We start from the raw sequence: 14,704 nt of genomic DNA on the forward strand, positions 1-14,704 counted from the left end.
GTCAGCCGTGCCGGCTGCGGCTGTCGGCGGGCGCTTCGTCGCGCGCGTTCATGCCGTAGTCGCGCAGCACCTGCGCGACGCGCAGCCGATAGTTCTGGAACACGCCGCTGCGTCCCGCTTCCTGGGCGCGGCGATGCGACTCCAGCGAGCGCCAGCGCTTGACGGCGTCTTCATCGCGCCAGAACGACAGGGACAGCAGCTTGCCCGGCGTGCTGAGGCTTTGAAAGCGTTCCACCGAGATGAAGCCGTCGATGGCCTTGAGCTCGTCGATCAAACCGGCGGCAATGTGCAGATAGGGATCTGGGTTGCCATTGGCGGGTTCAACTTCGAATATCACGGCGATCATGGTGCGGGTTCCTTTGAAAATGCAAACTGCGGCACGCGTGCGTTGGGCAGCGGCCGATACCGGAAGCGGGATGCCAGGGCGGCCGCGTCGGCGCCTGCGTGCAGCAGATGGAGCAGCGCGCCCGATAGGAAATCCGGCTGCCAGTATCCGCCGCCCGGGCATGCAACGATTCGATGCCGGCCGAACTATGCCTGCGGCGTGTCCGGCACGCGGGCGCCCGCTACGCGCAGCACCGCCGCGTAGCCCTGGCGTGAGTCCGGCCATTGCAGCGTGAAGCCGCTGGCGCGCAGCCGCGCGTTGCTGAGCTTCTTGCTGCCCACATTGGCGGGGGCAGGGGCGATACGTGGCGCGGGCGCGCCTATCATGGCAGCGAGATCGGCGTAAAGCGTGTGCAGTGGCAGCGGGGTGTCGTCGCACCCGATATAAACCGGTTCAACCTTGGGCAACAGCGCCAGATGCAGCACGGCGGCGGCCGCGTCGTCGATATGGATACGGTTGGCCCAATGTTCAGGCTGCGTCGGCGCGCCCGCCGCGCCGCTGCGCAGGCGTTCGATCAATTGCAGCCGGCCAGGCCCGTACAGCCCCGCCAGCCGCAGCGCGGTAGACGACAGGCCGCGCGCGGCCAGCGCGGCTTCTGCTTCAAGCAGAATCTTGCCGTTGAAGCCTTGCGGCGCGGGCGGCGTGTCTTCGGTGACCCAGTCGCCATGGTGTTCGCCATACACGGCGCTGGATGACACGAACACCACGCGCTTGAGCCGCGACGTGTCCAACAGGTTCAGCACGTTCTGCAAGCCGTCGATGAAGACGCCGCGATACAAGGCCGGGTCGCGCCCACCGGGGGCGGGCAGGTGAATCAGCCGTGTCACGCCTGATGGCAACGCGGGCAGGGAATCCGCGCGGGTAATGTCGCCTTGCAGCCATTGGATGCCGCTGTCGTCTTCGGGCGGTTGGCGGCGCAGCGCGTGCACGTGGTCGCCGCGCGCCAGGAAACGCCGGGCCACGCGCTGGCCAAGGTCACCGCAGCCAATGAGCAATACGCGTTCAGTCATGATGTGCCGCCTGAAAAAAAAGGCACCCAAGAGGTGCCTTGTTGCTGGGGATGCGCCCGGCCAGGATTACATACCGCTATACACCGGCCCTTCGCCGCCTTGCGGGGCCACCCAGACGATGTTCTGCGTGGGGTCCTTGATGTCGCAGGTTTTGCAGTGCACGCAGTTCTGCGCGTTGATCTGCAAGCGGTCCTCGCCGTGATCGTCCTTGATGAACTCGTACACGCCGGCCGGGCAGTAGCGCGATTCCGGGCCGCCGTACTTGGCCAGGTTCACCTGCACCGGCACTGACGGGTCTTTCAAGGTCAGGTGGACGGGCTCGTTTTCTTCATGGTTGGTGTTCGAAATGAACACCGAACTGAGCTTGTCGAACGTCAGCTTGCCGTCGGGCTTGGGGTAGTCGATGCGCGCGCATTCCGACGCCGGTTGCAGACAGGCATGGTCGGGCTTGTTGTGGCGCAAGGTCCACGGCATCTTGCCCTTGAGCAGCAACTGCTCGACCCCGGTCATCACGGTGGCCACCGTGCGGCCCTTCTTGAACCACTGCTTGAAGTTGCGGGCCTTGTTCAATTCGGTGTGCAGCCAGGACGCTTCGAAGGCCTGCGGATACGCGGCCAGTTCGTCTTGGCGGCGGTCGGCCAGCAAGGCGTCGAACGCGGCTTCGGCGGCCATCTTGCCCGACTTGATGGCGGCATGGCTGCCCTTGATGCGCGAGGCGTTCAGGAAACCGGCTTCGCAGCCCACCAGCACGCCACCCGGGAAGGTCAGCTTGGGCAGCGACATCAAGCCGCCCGCCGTGATGGCGCGCGCGCCGTAGGCGATGCGCTTGCCGCCTTCGAACGTGCCGCGTATGGCGGGGTGCGTCTTGTAGCGTTGGAATTCTTCGAACGGCGACAGCCAGGGGTTGGCGTAGTCCAGGCCGACAATCATGCCCACGGCCACCAGGTTGTTGTCCAGGTGGTACAGGAACGAACCGCCGTAGGTGTCGGAATCCAGCGGCCAGCCGGCGGTGTGGATAACCAGGCCGGGCTTGGATTGCGCCGGGTCCACTTCCCACATTTCCTTGATGCCGATGCCGTAGGACTGCGGGTTGCGCCCGTCGTCCAGCTTGAAGCGTTCGATCAGCTGGCGGCCCAGCTGGCCGCGCGAGCCTTCGCCGAACACGGTGTAGCGGGCATGCAGTTCCATGCCGGGCTGGTAGTGGTCGGTGTGCGAGCCGTCGCGCGCCACGCCCATGTCGCCGGTGGCCACGCCACGGACGGCGCCGTTTTCGTCGTACAGCACTTCAACCGCGGCAAAGCCCGGGAAGATGTCCACGCCCAGCGCTTCGGCTTGCTCGCCCATCCACTTGACGACGTCGCCCAGACGGACGATGTAGTTACCTTCGTTGTGGAAACAGGGCGGCAGCAGCCAGTTCGGCGTGGTGCGCGCGCCGGTCTGGGACAGGAACATGAACTTGTCCTGCGTGACCGGCACGTTCAGCGGCGCGCCTTTTTCTTTCCAGTCGGGAATCAGCTCGGTCAGCGCCAACGGGTCCATGACGGCGCCGGACAGGATGTGCGCACCCAGCTCCGCGCCCTTCTCAAGCACGCATACGCCGATTTCCTGATTCTTTTCAGCGGCCAGCTGCTTTAGACGGATTGCGGTGGCCAGGCCGGCGGGTCCACCGCCAACCACGACCACGTCATATTCCATCGACTCGCGTTCAGACATTTGCAAAGCTCCCCGTATGTATTCCATATTTGGCTGGAAGTAATATCGGCGATTGTATTGCAGGCGGAGGCCGTGTATGCCTTCGTATTTCTTTTAGTCTTCAGGAGTAATTGGTGAACCCGGACAATCTGTCTGCGCGGATTCTGGCGGTGGGCGATACCCATCAGACCGAATTGCCTTTGCGTTGGGGCGACTCTGACGCCTTGAATCATCTGAACAACACGCTGTATTTCCGCCTCATGGAAGAGGCTCGCATGCAGATCCTGTACGACGCGGGCTTTGCGTTGCCCGCCGATAATGGCGCGATCCTGGCCCACGCCTCGTGCGATTTCCTGCGTCCGCTGACCTACCCGGCTACGGTCCGGGTCACGCACAAAGTCACGCGCATTGGCCGCTCAAGCGCCGAATTCGAGCTGCTGCTTGAGAAGGTCGGCGACGACGCCGGCCCCTATGCGCGCGGTCGCAACGTGCTAGTCTGGATGGATTACGTGGCCAATACGTCCGCACCGTGGCCGCCCGAAGTGCTGGCCCAAATGGCGACGCAATTCCAGGCGGCGGCGTCAGAATAACGGCGCTAAAACGCCCGTCATACCGTTAAAATCAAGCGCAAAATCACGAAAAATAAAGGGGCGCGCCACCCTCGGCGCCGCAACCCGGAGACATCGGGCAGTGTCTTGATGCCATCTGGGGCCGACGCCGGCAGCCGCGCTCCAGGAAAAACAGGGCTCACCCCGGCTTTCTTTGATCCCATGGGACACACCGCGCAAGCGGCGGGGCGGGCTCTCTTCGGTTAGACCTTAACTAGGAGTTGGAGCGATGGACAAGGTTTTTGCAAGCGCCCAGGAGGCGCTGGCAGGCATCGTCAAGGACGGTCAGATGATCGCCGTGGGCGGTTTCGGCCTTTGCGGTATTCCCGAAGCCCTGATCGCCGCGCTGCGCGATTCGGGCGTGAAGGACCTGACTTGCATCAGCAACAATGCGGGCGTCGACGGCTTTGGCCTGGGCCAGCTGCTGAACACGCGTCAGGTGCGCAAGATGATTGCGTCCTACGTGGGCGAGAACAAGGAATTCGAACGCCAGTACCTGTCCGGCGAGCTCGAACTTGAATTCACCCCGCAGGGCACGTTGGCGGAAAAGCTGCGCGCAGGCGGCGCGGGCATTCCCGCCTTCTTCACCCGCACGGGCGTGGGCACCATCGTGGCCGACGGCAAGGAAATCCGCGAATTCGACGGCCAGCAATATGTGATGGAACGTTCGCTGGTGCCGGACGTGTCGCTGGTCAAGGCGCACATCGCCGACCGCAGCGGCAACCTGGTGTTCCGCAAGACGGCCCGCAACTTCAACCCGAACGTCGCGATGGCCGGCAAGTTCACGGTGGTCGAGGTTGAACAGATCGTTGACACCGGCAGCCTGGATCCCGACCAGATCCACCTGCCCGGCATCTATGTGCAACGGATCGTGCTGAACACGACGCCGGAAAAGCGCATCGAACAACGCACCACTCGCCCGGCCTAAGGAGAAGACGACATGGCATGGTCCCGCGATGAAATGGCGGCGCGCGCCGCGCGCGAGCTGCAAGACGGTTTTTATGTGAACCTGGGTATCGGCTTGCCGACCCTGGTTGCCAACCACGTGCCCAAGGGCGTGGAGGTGTGGCTGCAATCCGAAAACGGCCTGTTGGGCATTGGCCCGTTCCCTACCGATGATGAAGTCGATGCCGACCTGATCAACGCCGGCAAGCAGACGGTAACGACGTTGCCGGGCTCGTCGATCTTTTCGTCGGCCGATTCGTTCGCGATGATCCGCGGCGGCAAGATCAACCTGGCCATCCTGGGCGCGATGCAGGTGTCCGAAAAGGGCGACCTGGCCAACTGGATGATCCCCGGCAAGATGGTCAAGGGCATGGGCGGCGCGATGGACCTGGTGGCCGGCGTCGGCCGCGTCGTGGTCCTGATGGAGCACGTGGCCAAGAAGAAAGACGGCACCGAAGACATCAAGCTGCTGCCCGAATGCAATCTGCCGCTGACGGGCGTGGGCGTAGTCGACCTGATCATTACCGACCTGGGCGTGATGGAAGTCACCGAAAACGGCCTGAAGCTGCTGGAAACGGCGCCGGGCGTCACGGTGGACGAAATCCAGTCCAAGACGCTGGCCAAGCTGGACGTGTCTTCGGTCAAGTAAACGGCCCTTGTAGGCGACCCTTGTAGGCGACCCTCGTAGGCGACCCTCGTAGGCGACCCTATGCACCAATGAAAACGCCCCGCAAAGGGGCGTTTTCATTTCCGCGGTAGGGGGGGCGTGGCGCGAGGCGCTACGCCGCCGCGTCCAGGCGCATCCCCACATGCGGGATGCCGTCTTCAATGTATTCCTCGGTGACCTGCACAAAGCCGTGCCCGCCGTAGTAGTTGCGCAGCCGCGCCTGCGCGCCCAGATACATGGCGCGGCCAGGCCAGCGTTGGCGCACTTCGGCCATGGCGTGGCGGATCAGCTCGTGGCCCAGGCCCTGGCCGCGCGTCCAGGGTGCGGTGATCACCCGGCCGACTTCAATCTGCCCGTCTTTCAGCGACGGGTCCAGGATGCGGCAATACGCGGCCAGCTGCCCGTCCTGCCATGCCATCAGGTGCGACGTCTGGCCCATCAGGTCCTTGCCGTCGATGTCCTGGAAAACGCAATTTTGCTCAACGACGAACACTTCCGTGCGCAGCCGAAGAATCGCGTAGATCTCGGGCACGGTGAGTTCCTGGTGGGGTTTGCAGATCCAGTCGGGCATTGCGGCAGTCCAAGTCAGCGGGTCGATAAGGGGAAAGCAGAGCGCCGATAGCGTACCTCAAAGCGGCCCCGTTTTTTTTCGGTGTCTATCCGGCTTGCGCTTCGCCTCCCATTCCGACCTATCCAGCGTTGTTACATAAATTCACGGGTATACCCTGAGTATGAAAAGGAATTTTCTTATTTAAAATTTGCGTGTAAACAGATTTACACAATCGCCAGATAAGCCGAACCCCCGCAAACGATGAACAAGGCCGTACTTACGATCGCTGATCGGATCGCCCGGGCCCAGCCCGCGCTGAGCCGGACGCAGCACAAGATGGCCGAATACGTGTTGGCGCACCAGTTTCGCGTCGCCACCATGACCATCGACGAATTCGCGGCGGCAGTGGGCGTATCCGTGGCCACGGCGAATCGCTTTGCGCGCGCGCTGGACCTGCCCGGCTACCCCCAGTTCCGTGCCGAACTGGCGCGTGGCTTCGAAGCCGCGCTGGAACCCGTGGAAAAGCTGCGCACCGAATTGGCCCATTCCGCCAGTGCCGTGCAAATCTTTGCCGCCACGCTGGAAGAAGACATCCGCAACGCCCAACGCAACTTGCAGTCGCTGGATTCCGCGGCCTGTGAGCAGGCGGTGCAGGCGATCCTGGCGGCCGAACGCGTGTTCATCATCGGTTTCGGCGCCAGCGGTTTCCTGGCCGGCCTGTTGCAACGCGGCCTGTGCATGCACCTGCATTCCGTTGAATCGCTGGCAGGCCCCGGCGGCGTGTCGCACGCGGCTCGGCAGATGTCGCGCATGACGTCCAACGACCTGGTGATCGCGATCGGTTTCCCTCGCTATCTGGCCGACACGGTCACGCTGGCCGCCGCCGCCAAGCAGGCCGGCGTGCCGGTGCTGGTGCTGACCGACAAGCCCACATCGCCGTTGGCGCCGACGGCCTCCGTTGTGCTCTACGCGTTTTCCGCGCGCCAGCTGATTCCCAATTCCGAAACCGCCGCGCTGGGCCTCATCGAAGCCCTGTCCGCGGCCGTGGCCTATCGGGCCAAGAATTCCGTTGCGGCAGCCGCTGGGGTGACCCAGTCCGTGATGCCGTGGCTTATCCATGGAGTAGGTAAACGATGATTCAACCCGTGATTGCCATTCACGGTGGCGCCGGCGCGATGTCCCGCGCGGCCATGTCGCCCGAGAAAGAACAGGAATACCTGGCCGCCCTGGAGTCCATCCTGACGGCCGGCCAGGCCGTGCTGGCCCGTGGCGGCAGCGCCCTGGACGCCGTTACCGAAGCCGTGCGCCTGCTGGAAGATTGCCCGCTGTTCAACGCGGGCCACGGCGCCGTGTTCACCAGCGCCGCCACGCACGAACTGGATGCCGCCATCATGGACGGCGCCACGCTGCGTTCGGGCGCGATTGCCAACGTCAATTGCGTGCGCAACCCCATTTTTGCCGCGCGCAAAGTCATGGAAAACAGCAAGCACGTGCTGTTCGTGGGCGAGGGCGCTGAAGCCTTCGCCAAGGCCGAAGGCCTGGAGATCGTGGATCCGTCCTATTTCTCTACCGACGCCCGCCGCGAACAACTGCTGCGCGTGCAGCGCGAAACGCCTGACGCCGCCGTGCTCGACCACGACGGCCAGGCCATGGTCGCGCGCGGCCAGCCCGCACCCGCCGACCCGCTGGACGCCGACAAGAAGTTCGGCACGGTGGGCGCGGTGGCAGTCGACGCGCAAGGCAACGTGGCCGCGGCCACCTCGACCGGCGGCATCACCAACAAGCAGGTCGGCCGCGTGGGCGATGCGCCCTTGATCGGCGCCGGCACCTACGCCAGCAACAAGACCTGCGCGGTATCCACCACGGGCACCGGCGAGATGTTCATCCGCATGGTCGCCGCTTACGACGTGGCGGCACAGATGGAATACAGCGGCGCGTCGCTGCAAGAGGCGGCCGACCGCGTCGTGATGGAAAAACTGCCCACCATCGGCGGCAAGGGCGGCCTGGTGGCCGTTGACGCCCAGGGCAATGTGGCCTTGCCGTTCAACACGGAAGGCATGTATCGCGGTTACGCCCGCGTTGGCGAAAAGCCGGTCACCGCTATCTACCGATAAGCGTGACGGGTTCTGTTTTGATTTTGGGGATTAATAAAGATGGTTGATCGCGCAAACAGCCTGGCGCTGCCGGAAAACCGCGTGGTCCAGGTCGACGACCTGACGGTGCGCTTCGTGGGTTCCGAGCGCACGGTCGAAGCCGTGCGCAACCTGTCGTTCCATGTGGACCGGGGTGAAACCCTGGCCATCGTGGGCGAATCGGGTTCGGGCAAATCGGTGACGTCCCTGGCGCTCATGCGTCTGGTGGAACATGGCGGTGGGCGCATCGCCCAGGGCCACATGGCGCTGCGCCGCCGCAACGGTGCCGTGATCGACCTGGCCAATTCCAGCCAGCGCGTCATGCGTAATGTGCGCGGCGCCGACATGGCCATGATTTTCCAGGAGCCGATGACGTCGCTGAACCCGGTGTTCACCGCCGGCGACCAGATCGCCGAATCGATCCGCCAGCACCAGGGCAAGGACGCCGCCGCCGCGCGCGCCGAAGCGCTGCGCATGCTGGAACAGGTGCGCATCCCGGAAGCCAGGTCCGTGTTGGACCGCTACCCGCATCAACTGTCGGGCGGCATGCGCCAACGCGTGATGATCGCCATGGCGCTGGCCTGCAAGCCCGCGCTGCTGATCGCCGACGAACCGACCACGGCGCTGGATGTCACCATCCAGGCGCAGATCCTGCAACTGATCCGTCAGCTTCAGGAAGAAATGCACATGGGCGTGGTGTTCATCACCCACGACATGGGCGTGGTGGCTGAAGTGGCCGACCGCGTGTTGGTCATGTACCGCGGCGACAAGGTTGAAGAAGGCCCGTCTGAACAAGTGTTCTCGGCGCCGCAGCACACCTACACCAAGGCGCTGCTGTCGGCCGTGCCCAAGCTGGGCGCCATGGAAGGCACCGATCTGCCCGCGCGCTTCCCGCTGCTGCAAGTGGAAGGCCAGGCCCAGCCCGTGGCCGAGCCTGGCATCACCAGCACGCAGGAAGTGCCGGCCGCCAAGCGCGAACCGATTCTGTCGGTGCGCAACCTGGTGACCCGCTTTGACCTGCGCGGCGGCATTCTCAGCCGCGTGCAGCGCCGCGTGCATGCGGTCGAACAGGTCAGCTTCGACCTGTACCCCGGCGAAACGCTGTCGTTGGTGGGCGAGTCCGGTTGCGGCAAGTCCACCACCGGCCGGTCGCTGCTGCGCCTGGTCGATAGCCAGGCGGGCGAGATCAAGTTCGGCGGGCGCGACATCGTCAGCCTGAAGAACAACGAATTGCAGTCCCTGCGCCGCGACATCCAGTTCGTGTTCCAGGACCCGTTCGCCTCGCTGGATCCGCGCGTCACCGTCGGCTTCTCGATCATGGAGCCGCTGCTGGTGCACGGCGTGGCCAAGGGCAAGGAAGCCGAACGCCGCGTGTCGGAATTGCTGGAACGCGTGGGCCTGCCGCCTGAAATGGCGCAGCGCTATCCGCATGAATTCTCGGGCGGCCAACGCCAGCGCATCTGCATCGCGCGCGCGCTGGCGCTGAACCCCAAGGTCGTGATCGCGGACGAGTCGGTGTCGGCGCTGGACGTGTCGATTCAAGCCCAGATCGTGAACCTGCTGATCGACCTGCAACGCGACATGGGCATTTCGTTCCTGTTCATCTCGCACGATATGGCCGTGGTGGAACGCGTCAGCCACCGCGTGGCGGTGATGTACCTGGGCCAGATCGTTGAGATCGGCCCGCGCCGCGCCATCTTTGAAAATCCGCAGCACCCGTACACCAAGAAGCTGATGTCGGCCGTGCCGATCGCCGATCCGGCGCGTCGCCACCTGAAGCGCACCTTGTTGTCCGATGAAATCCCCAGCCCGATCCGCAAGCTCGGCGACGAGCCGGTGGTGCAGCCGCTGGTGCAGGTTGGAACCGATCACTTCGTTGCCCGCCATCCGGTCGGCGGCGCGTATTGATTCCGTTGTCGTACCTATTTTTCTTCCACCAAACCCCCTAATTCCTTTTTGGAACCAGGAGTTGCAATGATGAAAGTTCTGCGCCCCACCAAGCTGATGGCCGCCGCCGCGGTGGCCTTCGGTGTGCTCACTTCGCCGTTGGCGCACGCTGCCAAGGACGTGACGTTTGCCGTCTCCATCGCACTGGAAACGCTTGATCCGTACAACACCAACAGCACGCTGAACCAGGCTGCCGGCAAGGCCTACTACGAAGGCCTGTTCGAATTCGACAAAGACCTGAAGGTCCAGAAGGTGCTGGCCACCGACTACACCGTCAGCGAAGACGGCCTGGTCTACACGTTCAAGCTGCGTCCCGGCGTGAAGTTCCACGACGGCACCGACTTCAATGCCGAAGCGGTCAAGATCAACTTCGATCGTCCGGCCAACCCGGAAAACCGCCTGTCGCGCTACATCCAGTTCAGCGTCATCGACAAGACCGAAGTGGTTGACCCGATGACCATCAAGATCACGTTGAAGAAGCCGTTCTCGGCCTTCATCAACGCGTTGGCCCACCCGGCCGCCATGATGATCTCGCCGGCCGCCCTGGCCAAGTACGGCAAGGAAATCGGTTTCCACCCGGTGGGCACCGGCCCGTTCGAATTCGTCGAATGGAAGCCGGCCGAATACCTGAAGGTCAAGAAGTTCGACGGCTACTGGAAGAAGGGCTACCCCAAGGTCGACACGCTGACCTTCCGTACCGTGACCGACAACAACACCCGCGCCGCCGTGGTGCAGACGGGCGAAGCGCAGTTCGCTTTCCCGGTGCCGTTCGAACAAGCCGCCGTGCTCAAGAAGAACGACAAGCTGGACGTGGTCGATCACCAGAACTCGATCATGGCCCGCTACCTGTCGATGAACACGCAGCAAAAGCCGTTCGACAACGTCAAGGTGCGCGAAGCCATCAACTACGCCATCAACAAGGAAGCGCTGGCCAAGGTCGCCTTCTCGGGTTACGCCACCATTGTGGACGGCGTGGTGCCCAAGGGCGTGGACTTTGCCCACAAGACCGGCCCGTGGCCGTACGACATCAAGAAGGCCAAGGCCCTGTTGGCTGAAGCCGGCTACCCCAATGGCTTCGAAAGCACCCTGTGGTCCGCCTATAACGACGGCACCTCGGTGAAGGTGGTTCAGTTCCTGCAACAGCAGCTGGCGCAAGTCGGCATCAAGGTGCAGGTTGAAGTGCTGGAATCGGGTCAGCGCGTGCAGCGTGTGCAGCAAGTGCAGAAGCCGGAAGATGCCAAGGTTCGCATGTACTACGCCGGCTGGTCGTCCTCGACCGGTGAAGCCGACTGGGGCCTGCGTCCGCTGTTGACCACCGCCGCTTTCCCGCCGGTGCTGAACAACGTGTCGTACTACTCGAACAAGGCGGTGGACGACGGCGTTCAGGAAGCCTTGGCCACGACCGACCGCGCCAAGAAGACTGAAATCTACAAGGGCGTTCAGGAAACCATCTGGAAGGACGCCCCGTGGGCCTTCCTGATGACCCAGAACAACCTGTACGTGAAGTCCAAGAACCTGTCGGGCGTGTACGTGGAACCGGACACCTCGTTCTGGTTCGGCGACATCGACCTGAAGCAGTAAACCTAGCAGTCACTCTTGGGGCCTTCGGGCCCTTGTAAGGCCACATACGGCGGGGGCGCGGTGTCCCCGCCGATGTTGCAGGAATTTCAATGCTGACCTACATCGTCAAACGTCTTCTGGGCATGATCCCCACGCTGCTGCTGGTAGCCGTGGTCGTGTTCCTGTTTGTGCACATGCTTCCGGGCGACCCGGCGCGACTGGCCGCGGGCCAGGAGGCCGACCAGCAAACCGTTGAGCTCGTGCGCAAGGAACTTGGGCTGGATCTGCCCCTGCCGCAGCAGTTCGTGCGCTACTTCAGCCACATGCTGCAAGGCGACCTGGGTACCTCGCTGCGTACCAAGCGCCCCGTCTCGACCGAGATTTCCGACCGTTTCATGCCCACGCTGTGGCTGACGCTTGCCAGCATGGTGTGGTCCGTGACCTTCGGCATGATCATCGGGATCGTGTCGGCGGTCTGGCGCAATCGCTGGCCTGACCGACTTGGCATGACGCTGGCGGTGTCGGGCATTTCGTTCCCCGCGTTCGCGCTGGGCATGATGCTGATGCAGGTGTTCTCCGTGAACCTGGGCTGGCTGCCGACCGTGGGCGCCTCGACCTGGCAACACTACATCCTGCCGTCCATCACGCTGGGCGCCGCGGTGGCCGCCGTGATGGCGCGCTTTACCCGCGCTTCGTTCGTGGAAGTCATCCAGGAAGACTTCGTGCGCACGGCCCGGGCCAAGGGCCTGACCGAGCGCCGCGTCGTCATCAAGCACGCGCTGCGCAACGCGCTGATTCCCGTAGTCACCATGATGGGCTTGCAGTTCGGCTTCTTGCTGGGCGGCTCGATCGTGGTGGAAACCGTCTTCAACTGGCCCGGCCTTGGCCGCCTGCTGGTTGATGCCGTGACCCAGCGGGACTATCCGGTGATCCAGGGCCTGGTGCTGCTGTTCTCGCTGGAATTCATTTTGATCAACCTGATTGTCGACGTGCTCTATGGCGTCATCAATCCCAGCATCCGTTACAAGTGAGGCGGCCATGAGCAATCCGACACCCGCCACGATGGTCGCCGCCGTTCCGAAGAACGACGTGCGTACGCCCGCCACCGAGTTCTGGCGCAAATTCAAGAAGCAGAAGCTGGCCGTGGGCGCCGGCATGTTCGTGCTGTTGCTGGTTGTGGTCGCGGCGTTTGCGCCGTGGATCGTGCCCTTCGACCCCGAGAATTTCTTCGACTACGACGCGCTTAACGCCGGCCCGTCGCTGACCCACTGGCTGGGCGTGGATTCGCTGGGCCGCGACATCTTCAGCCGCATTGTCATGGGCGCGCGGATCTCGCTGGCCGCGGGCTTCCTGTCGGTGGCCATGGGCGCCATCGTCGGCACCTTCATGGGCTTGATGGCCGGTTACTACGAAGGCTGGTGGGAACGCATCACGATGCGTATCTCGGACGTGCTGCTGGCGTTTCCGGGCATGCTGCTGGCGATTGGCGTGGTGGCCATCCTGGGTTCCAGCATGGTCAACGTGATCGTGGCCGTGGCCGTGTTCAGCGTGCCGGCGTTTGCCCGCCTGGTGCGCGGCAACACGCTGTCGATCAAGCAGATGACGTATGTCGAAGCCGTCAAGAGCGTGGGCGCGTCCGACTGGACGATCATCATGCGCCACATCCTGCCCGGCACGATCTCGCCGATCGTGGTGTACGGCACGATGCGTATCGGCACGTCGATCATCACCGCCGCCAGCCTGTCGTTCCTGGGCATGGGCGCATCGCCTCCGACGCCCGAGTGGGGCGCCATGCTGAACGAGGCGCGCGCCGACATGGTCATCGCTCCGCACGTGGCCATCTTCCCGGCCCTGGCGATCTTCCTGACGGTGTTGGCGTTCAACCTGCTGGGCGACGGCCTGCGCGACGCGCTCGACCCGAAGATCGACCGCAAGTGATACCCGCGGGTAAATAGGAAAGCCCTGCCGCCGGGCCGCCGGACCGCCGGACCGCCGGGCCGCCGGAGCGCCGGACCGCCCAAAGCGGCGCGGCGTGGGGCACTATCCGCGCCGTCGCCCCTTTCCGAAGGGCGGCGGCGTTTTGCATTAAGGAGCGTGGCAACACGCGGCAATCATGAACAAACAAGCGCTGGATATGCCCCGCATCGGCGTACTGCCGTCAGGGCCGCTGGATTCAATTTGCGACGTCGGCGACGTCACCGTCGGCCATCACACGCTGGCCGACGGCGCGCAGCAGACGGGCGTCACCGTCGTGCGCCCACATGCCCGCGACCCATTTCTGGACAAGGTTCCTGCGTCGGCAACCGTGCTGAACGGCTTTGGCAAAAGCACGGGCCTGGTTCAGGTACAAGAGCTGGGGGTGCTGGAAACCCCCATCGCGCTGACCAACACCTTTGGCGTGGGCACCGTCGCCAACGCGCAGATCCGCCAGGCCATCGCGGCCAACCCCGAGATCGGCCGCGGCATGGCCACCGTGAACCCGCTGGTGTTCGAATGCAATGACGGCTATTTGAACGACATCCAGGCGCTGGCCGTGCAGGAATCGCATTACGCCGACGCTTATGCCAGCGCCGCGAAATCGTTTGCGCAGGGGGCGGTAGGCGCCGGGCGCGGCATGTCGTGCTTCTCGTTCAAGGGGGGTATCGGCTCGGCGTCCCGCGTGGCGTCCATCCAGCCCGGCCTGCGTCACACCGTTGGCGCGCTGGTGCTGGCCAACTTCGGCCGCTTGCCCAACCTGACCGTGGCGGGCCGCCCGTTTGGGCGTCGTCTGGCCGACCAGCTGGACCAGGGCTTGGCACAGCAAGGCGAGAACGCCGCGATTGTGCCGGAGAAGGGATCCATCATCTTGCTGCTGGCTACCGACGCGCCGCTGGACTCGCGCCAATTGCGCCGCTTGTCGCTGCGCGCGGGCGCGGGCCTGGCGCGCACCGGGTCCGTGTTCGGCCACGGCAGCGGTGACATCGCGCTGGCTTTTTCCACCGCGTACACCGTGCCGCAATTGGCCGAACAGCCGATGCCCGCCGTGGCGATGCTGCACGAAACCCGTATCGACCCCTTGTTCGAAGCCGCCGCCGAGGCCTGCGAACAAGCCATCATCGCCGCGCTGTGGCACGCCGACGCCGTGACCGGGCGCAGCGGCCATCACCGCGCGGCCATCCGCGACGTAGCGCCGCAGTGGCGCCAATGGCTGTCCGACTCCGCATTCTGA

The 14,704-nt window shown here is 64.1% G+C and carries 14 protein-coding genes; 10 read left to right on the forward strand and 4 right to left on the reverse strand.

Features of this window, described 5'->3' with window-relative positions:
- Nucleotide 1: 1 nt before the first annotated feature.
- The 3 genes from KYT87_RS06740 to KYT87_RS06750 form a co-directional block, all read right to left on the reverse strand.
- Nucleotides 2–346, reverse strand: a complete 345-nt coding sequence (locus KYT87_RS06740; RefSeq protein WP_046802630.1) for an antibiotic biosynthesis monooxygenase — start codon at nucleotides 344–346, stop codon at nucleotides 2–4.
- A 185-nt stretch (nucleotides 347–531) separates the two neighbouring features.
- Nucleotides 532–1,395 carry an NAD-dependent epimerase/dehydratase family protein gene (locus tag KYT87_RS06745; protein WP_219991890.1) on the reverse strand — a complete coding sequence of 288 codons (864 nt, stop codon included), beginning with the start codon at nucleotides 1,393–1,395 and terminating at the stop codon, nucleotides 532–534.
- A 66-nt stretch (nucleotides 1,396–1,461) separates the two neighbouring features.
- Nucleotides 1,462–3,108 (reverse strand): electron transfer flavoprotein-ubiquinone oxidoreductase, encoded by a 1,647-nt coding sequence (locus tag KYT87_RS06750; RefSeq protein WP_046802632.1) that lies wholly within the window; start codon nucleotides 3,106–3,108, stop codon nucleotides 1,462–1,464.
- 113 nt (nucleotides 3,109–3,221) lie between these two features.
- Between KYT87_RS06750 and KYT87_RS06755 the strand changes: the two genes are divergently transcribed.
- From KYT87_RS06755 to KYT87_RS06765, 3 genes are all read left to right on the forward strand, one after another.
- Entirely contained in the window at nucleotides 3,222–3,677 is a 456-nt protein-coding gene (locus tag KYT87_RS06755) for a thioesterase family protein (protein WP_046802862.1), read from the forward strand.
- A 247-nt stretch (nucleotides 3,678–3,924) separates the two neighbouring features.
- A complete protein-coding gene (locus KYT87_RS06760) occupies nucleotides 3,925–4,623 on the forward strand; it encodes a CoA transferase subunit A (protein ID WP_046802633.1) in 699 nt (232 codons plus the stop codon).
- Nucleotides 4,624–4,635: 12 nt separating this feature from the next.
- Nucleotides 4,636–5,289, forward strand: coding sequence for a CoA transferase subunit B (locus tag KYT87_RS06765; protein ID WP_046802634.1), 654 nt, complete (start codon nucleotides 4,636–4,638; stop codon nucleotides 5,287–5,289).
- Between the two features lie 130 nt (nucleotides 5,290–5,419).
- Here the strand turns inward: KYT87_RS06765 and KYT87_RS06770 are convergent, their stop codons facing one another.
- Nucleotides 5,420–5,878: a GNAT family N-acetyltransferase gene (locus KYT87_RS06770; protein ID WP_046802635.1), complete on the reverse strand. Its 459-nt coding sequence runs from the start codon at nucleotides 5,876–5,878 to the stop codon at nucleotides 5,420–5,422.
- 240 nt (nucleotides 5,879–6,118) lie between these two features.
- On the opposite strand from KYT87_RS06770, the gene KYT87_RS06775 reads away from it, so the two are divergent.
- The 7 genes from KYT87_RS06775 to KYT87_RS06805 all read left to right on the forward strand — a co-directional run bounded on the left by KYT87_RS06775 (nucleotide 6,119) and on the right by KYT87_RS06805 (nucleotide 14,704).
- Nucleotides 6,119–6,994, forward strand: a complete 876-nt coding sequence (locus KYT87_RS06775; RefSeq protein WP_046802636.1) for a MurR/RpiR family transcriptional regulator — start codon at nucleotides 6,119–6,121, stop codon at nucleotides 6,992–6,994.
- Nucleotides 6,991–7,971 (forward strand): isoaspartyl peptidase/L-asparaginase family protein, encoded by a 981-nt coding sequence (locus tag KYT87_RS06780; RefSeq protein ID WP_046802637.1) that lies wholly within the window; start codon nucleotides 6,991–6,993, stop codon nucleotides 7,969–7,971. The genes KYT87_RS06775 and KYT87_RS06780 overlap by 4 nt, the downstream gene beginning before the upstream one ends.
- A gap of 39 nt (nucleotides 7,972–8,010) precedes the next feature.
- Nucleotides 8,011–9,897, forward strand: coding sequence for a dipeptide ABC transporter ATP-binding protein (locus KYT87_RS06785; RefSeq protein WP_219991891.1), 1,887 nt, complete (start codon nucleotides 8,011–8,013; stop codon nucleotides 9,895–9,897).
- A gap of 66 nt (nucleotides 9,898–9,963) precedes the next feature.
- Nucleotides 9,964–11,517: a glutathione ABC transporter substrate-binding protein GsiB gene (gene gsiB / locus KYT87_RS06790; protein WP_219991892.1), complete on the forward strand. Its 1,554-nt coding sequence runs from the start codon at nucleotides 9,964–9,966 to the stop codon at nucleotides 11,515–11,517.
- 89 nt (nucleotides 11,518–11,606) lie between these two features.
- Nucleotides 11,607–12,527 carry a glutathione ABC transporter permease GsiC gene (gene gsiC / locus KYT87_RS06795; RefSeq protein WP_046802640.1) on the forward strand — a complete coding sequence of 307 codons (921 nt, stop codon included), beginning with the start codon at nucleotides 11,607–11,609 and terminating at the stop codon, nucleotides 12,525–12,527.
- A gap of 7 nt (nucleotides 12,528–12,534) precedes the next feature.
- Nucleotides 12,535–13,434, forward strand: a complete 900-nt coding sequence (gene gsiD, locus KYT87_RS06800; RefSeq protein ID WP_046802641.1) for a glutathione ABC transporter permease GsiD — start codon at nucleotides 12,535–12,537, stop codon at nucleotides 13,432–13,434.
- 175 nt (nucleotides 13,435–13,609) lie between these two features.
- A complete protein-coding gene (locus KYT87_RS06805) occupies nucleotides 13,610–14,704 on the forward strand; it encodes a P1 family peptidase (RefSeq protein WP_219991893.1) in 1,095 nt (364 codons plus the stop codon).

The sequence above is a fragment of the Achromobacter sp. ES-001 genome (assembly GCF_019448355.1).
In the GTDB taxonomy this organism is placed as follows: Bacteria; Pseudomonadota; Gammaproteobacteria; order Burkholderiales; family Burkholderiaceae_B; genus Achromobacter; species Achromobacter spanius_B.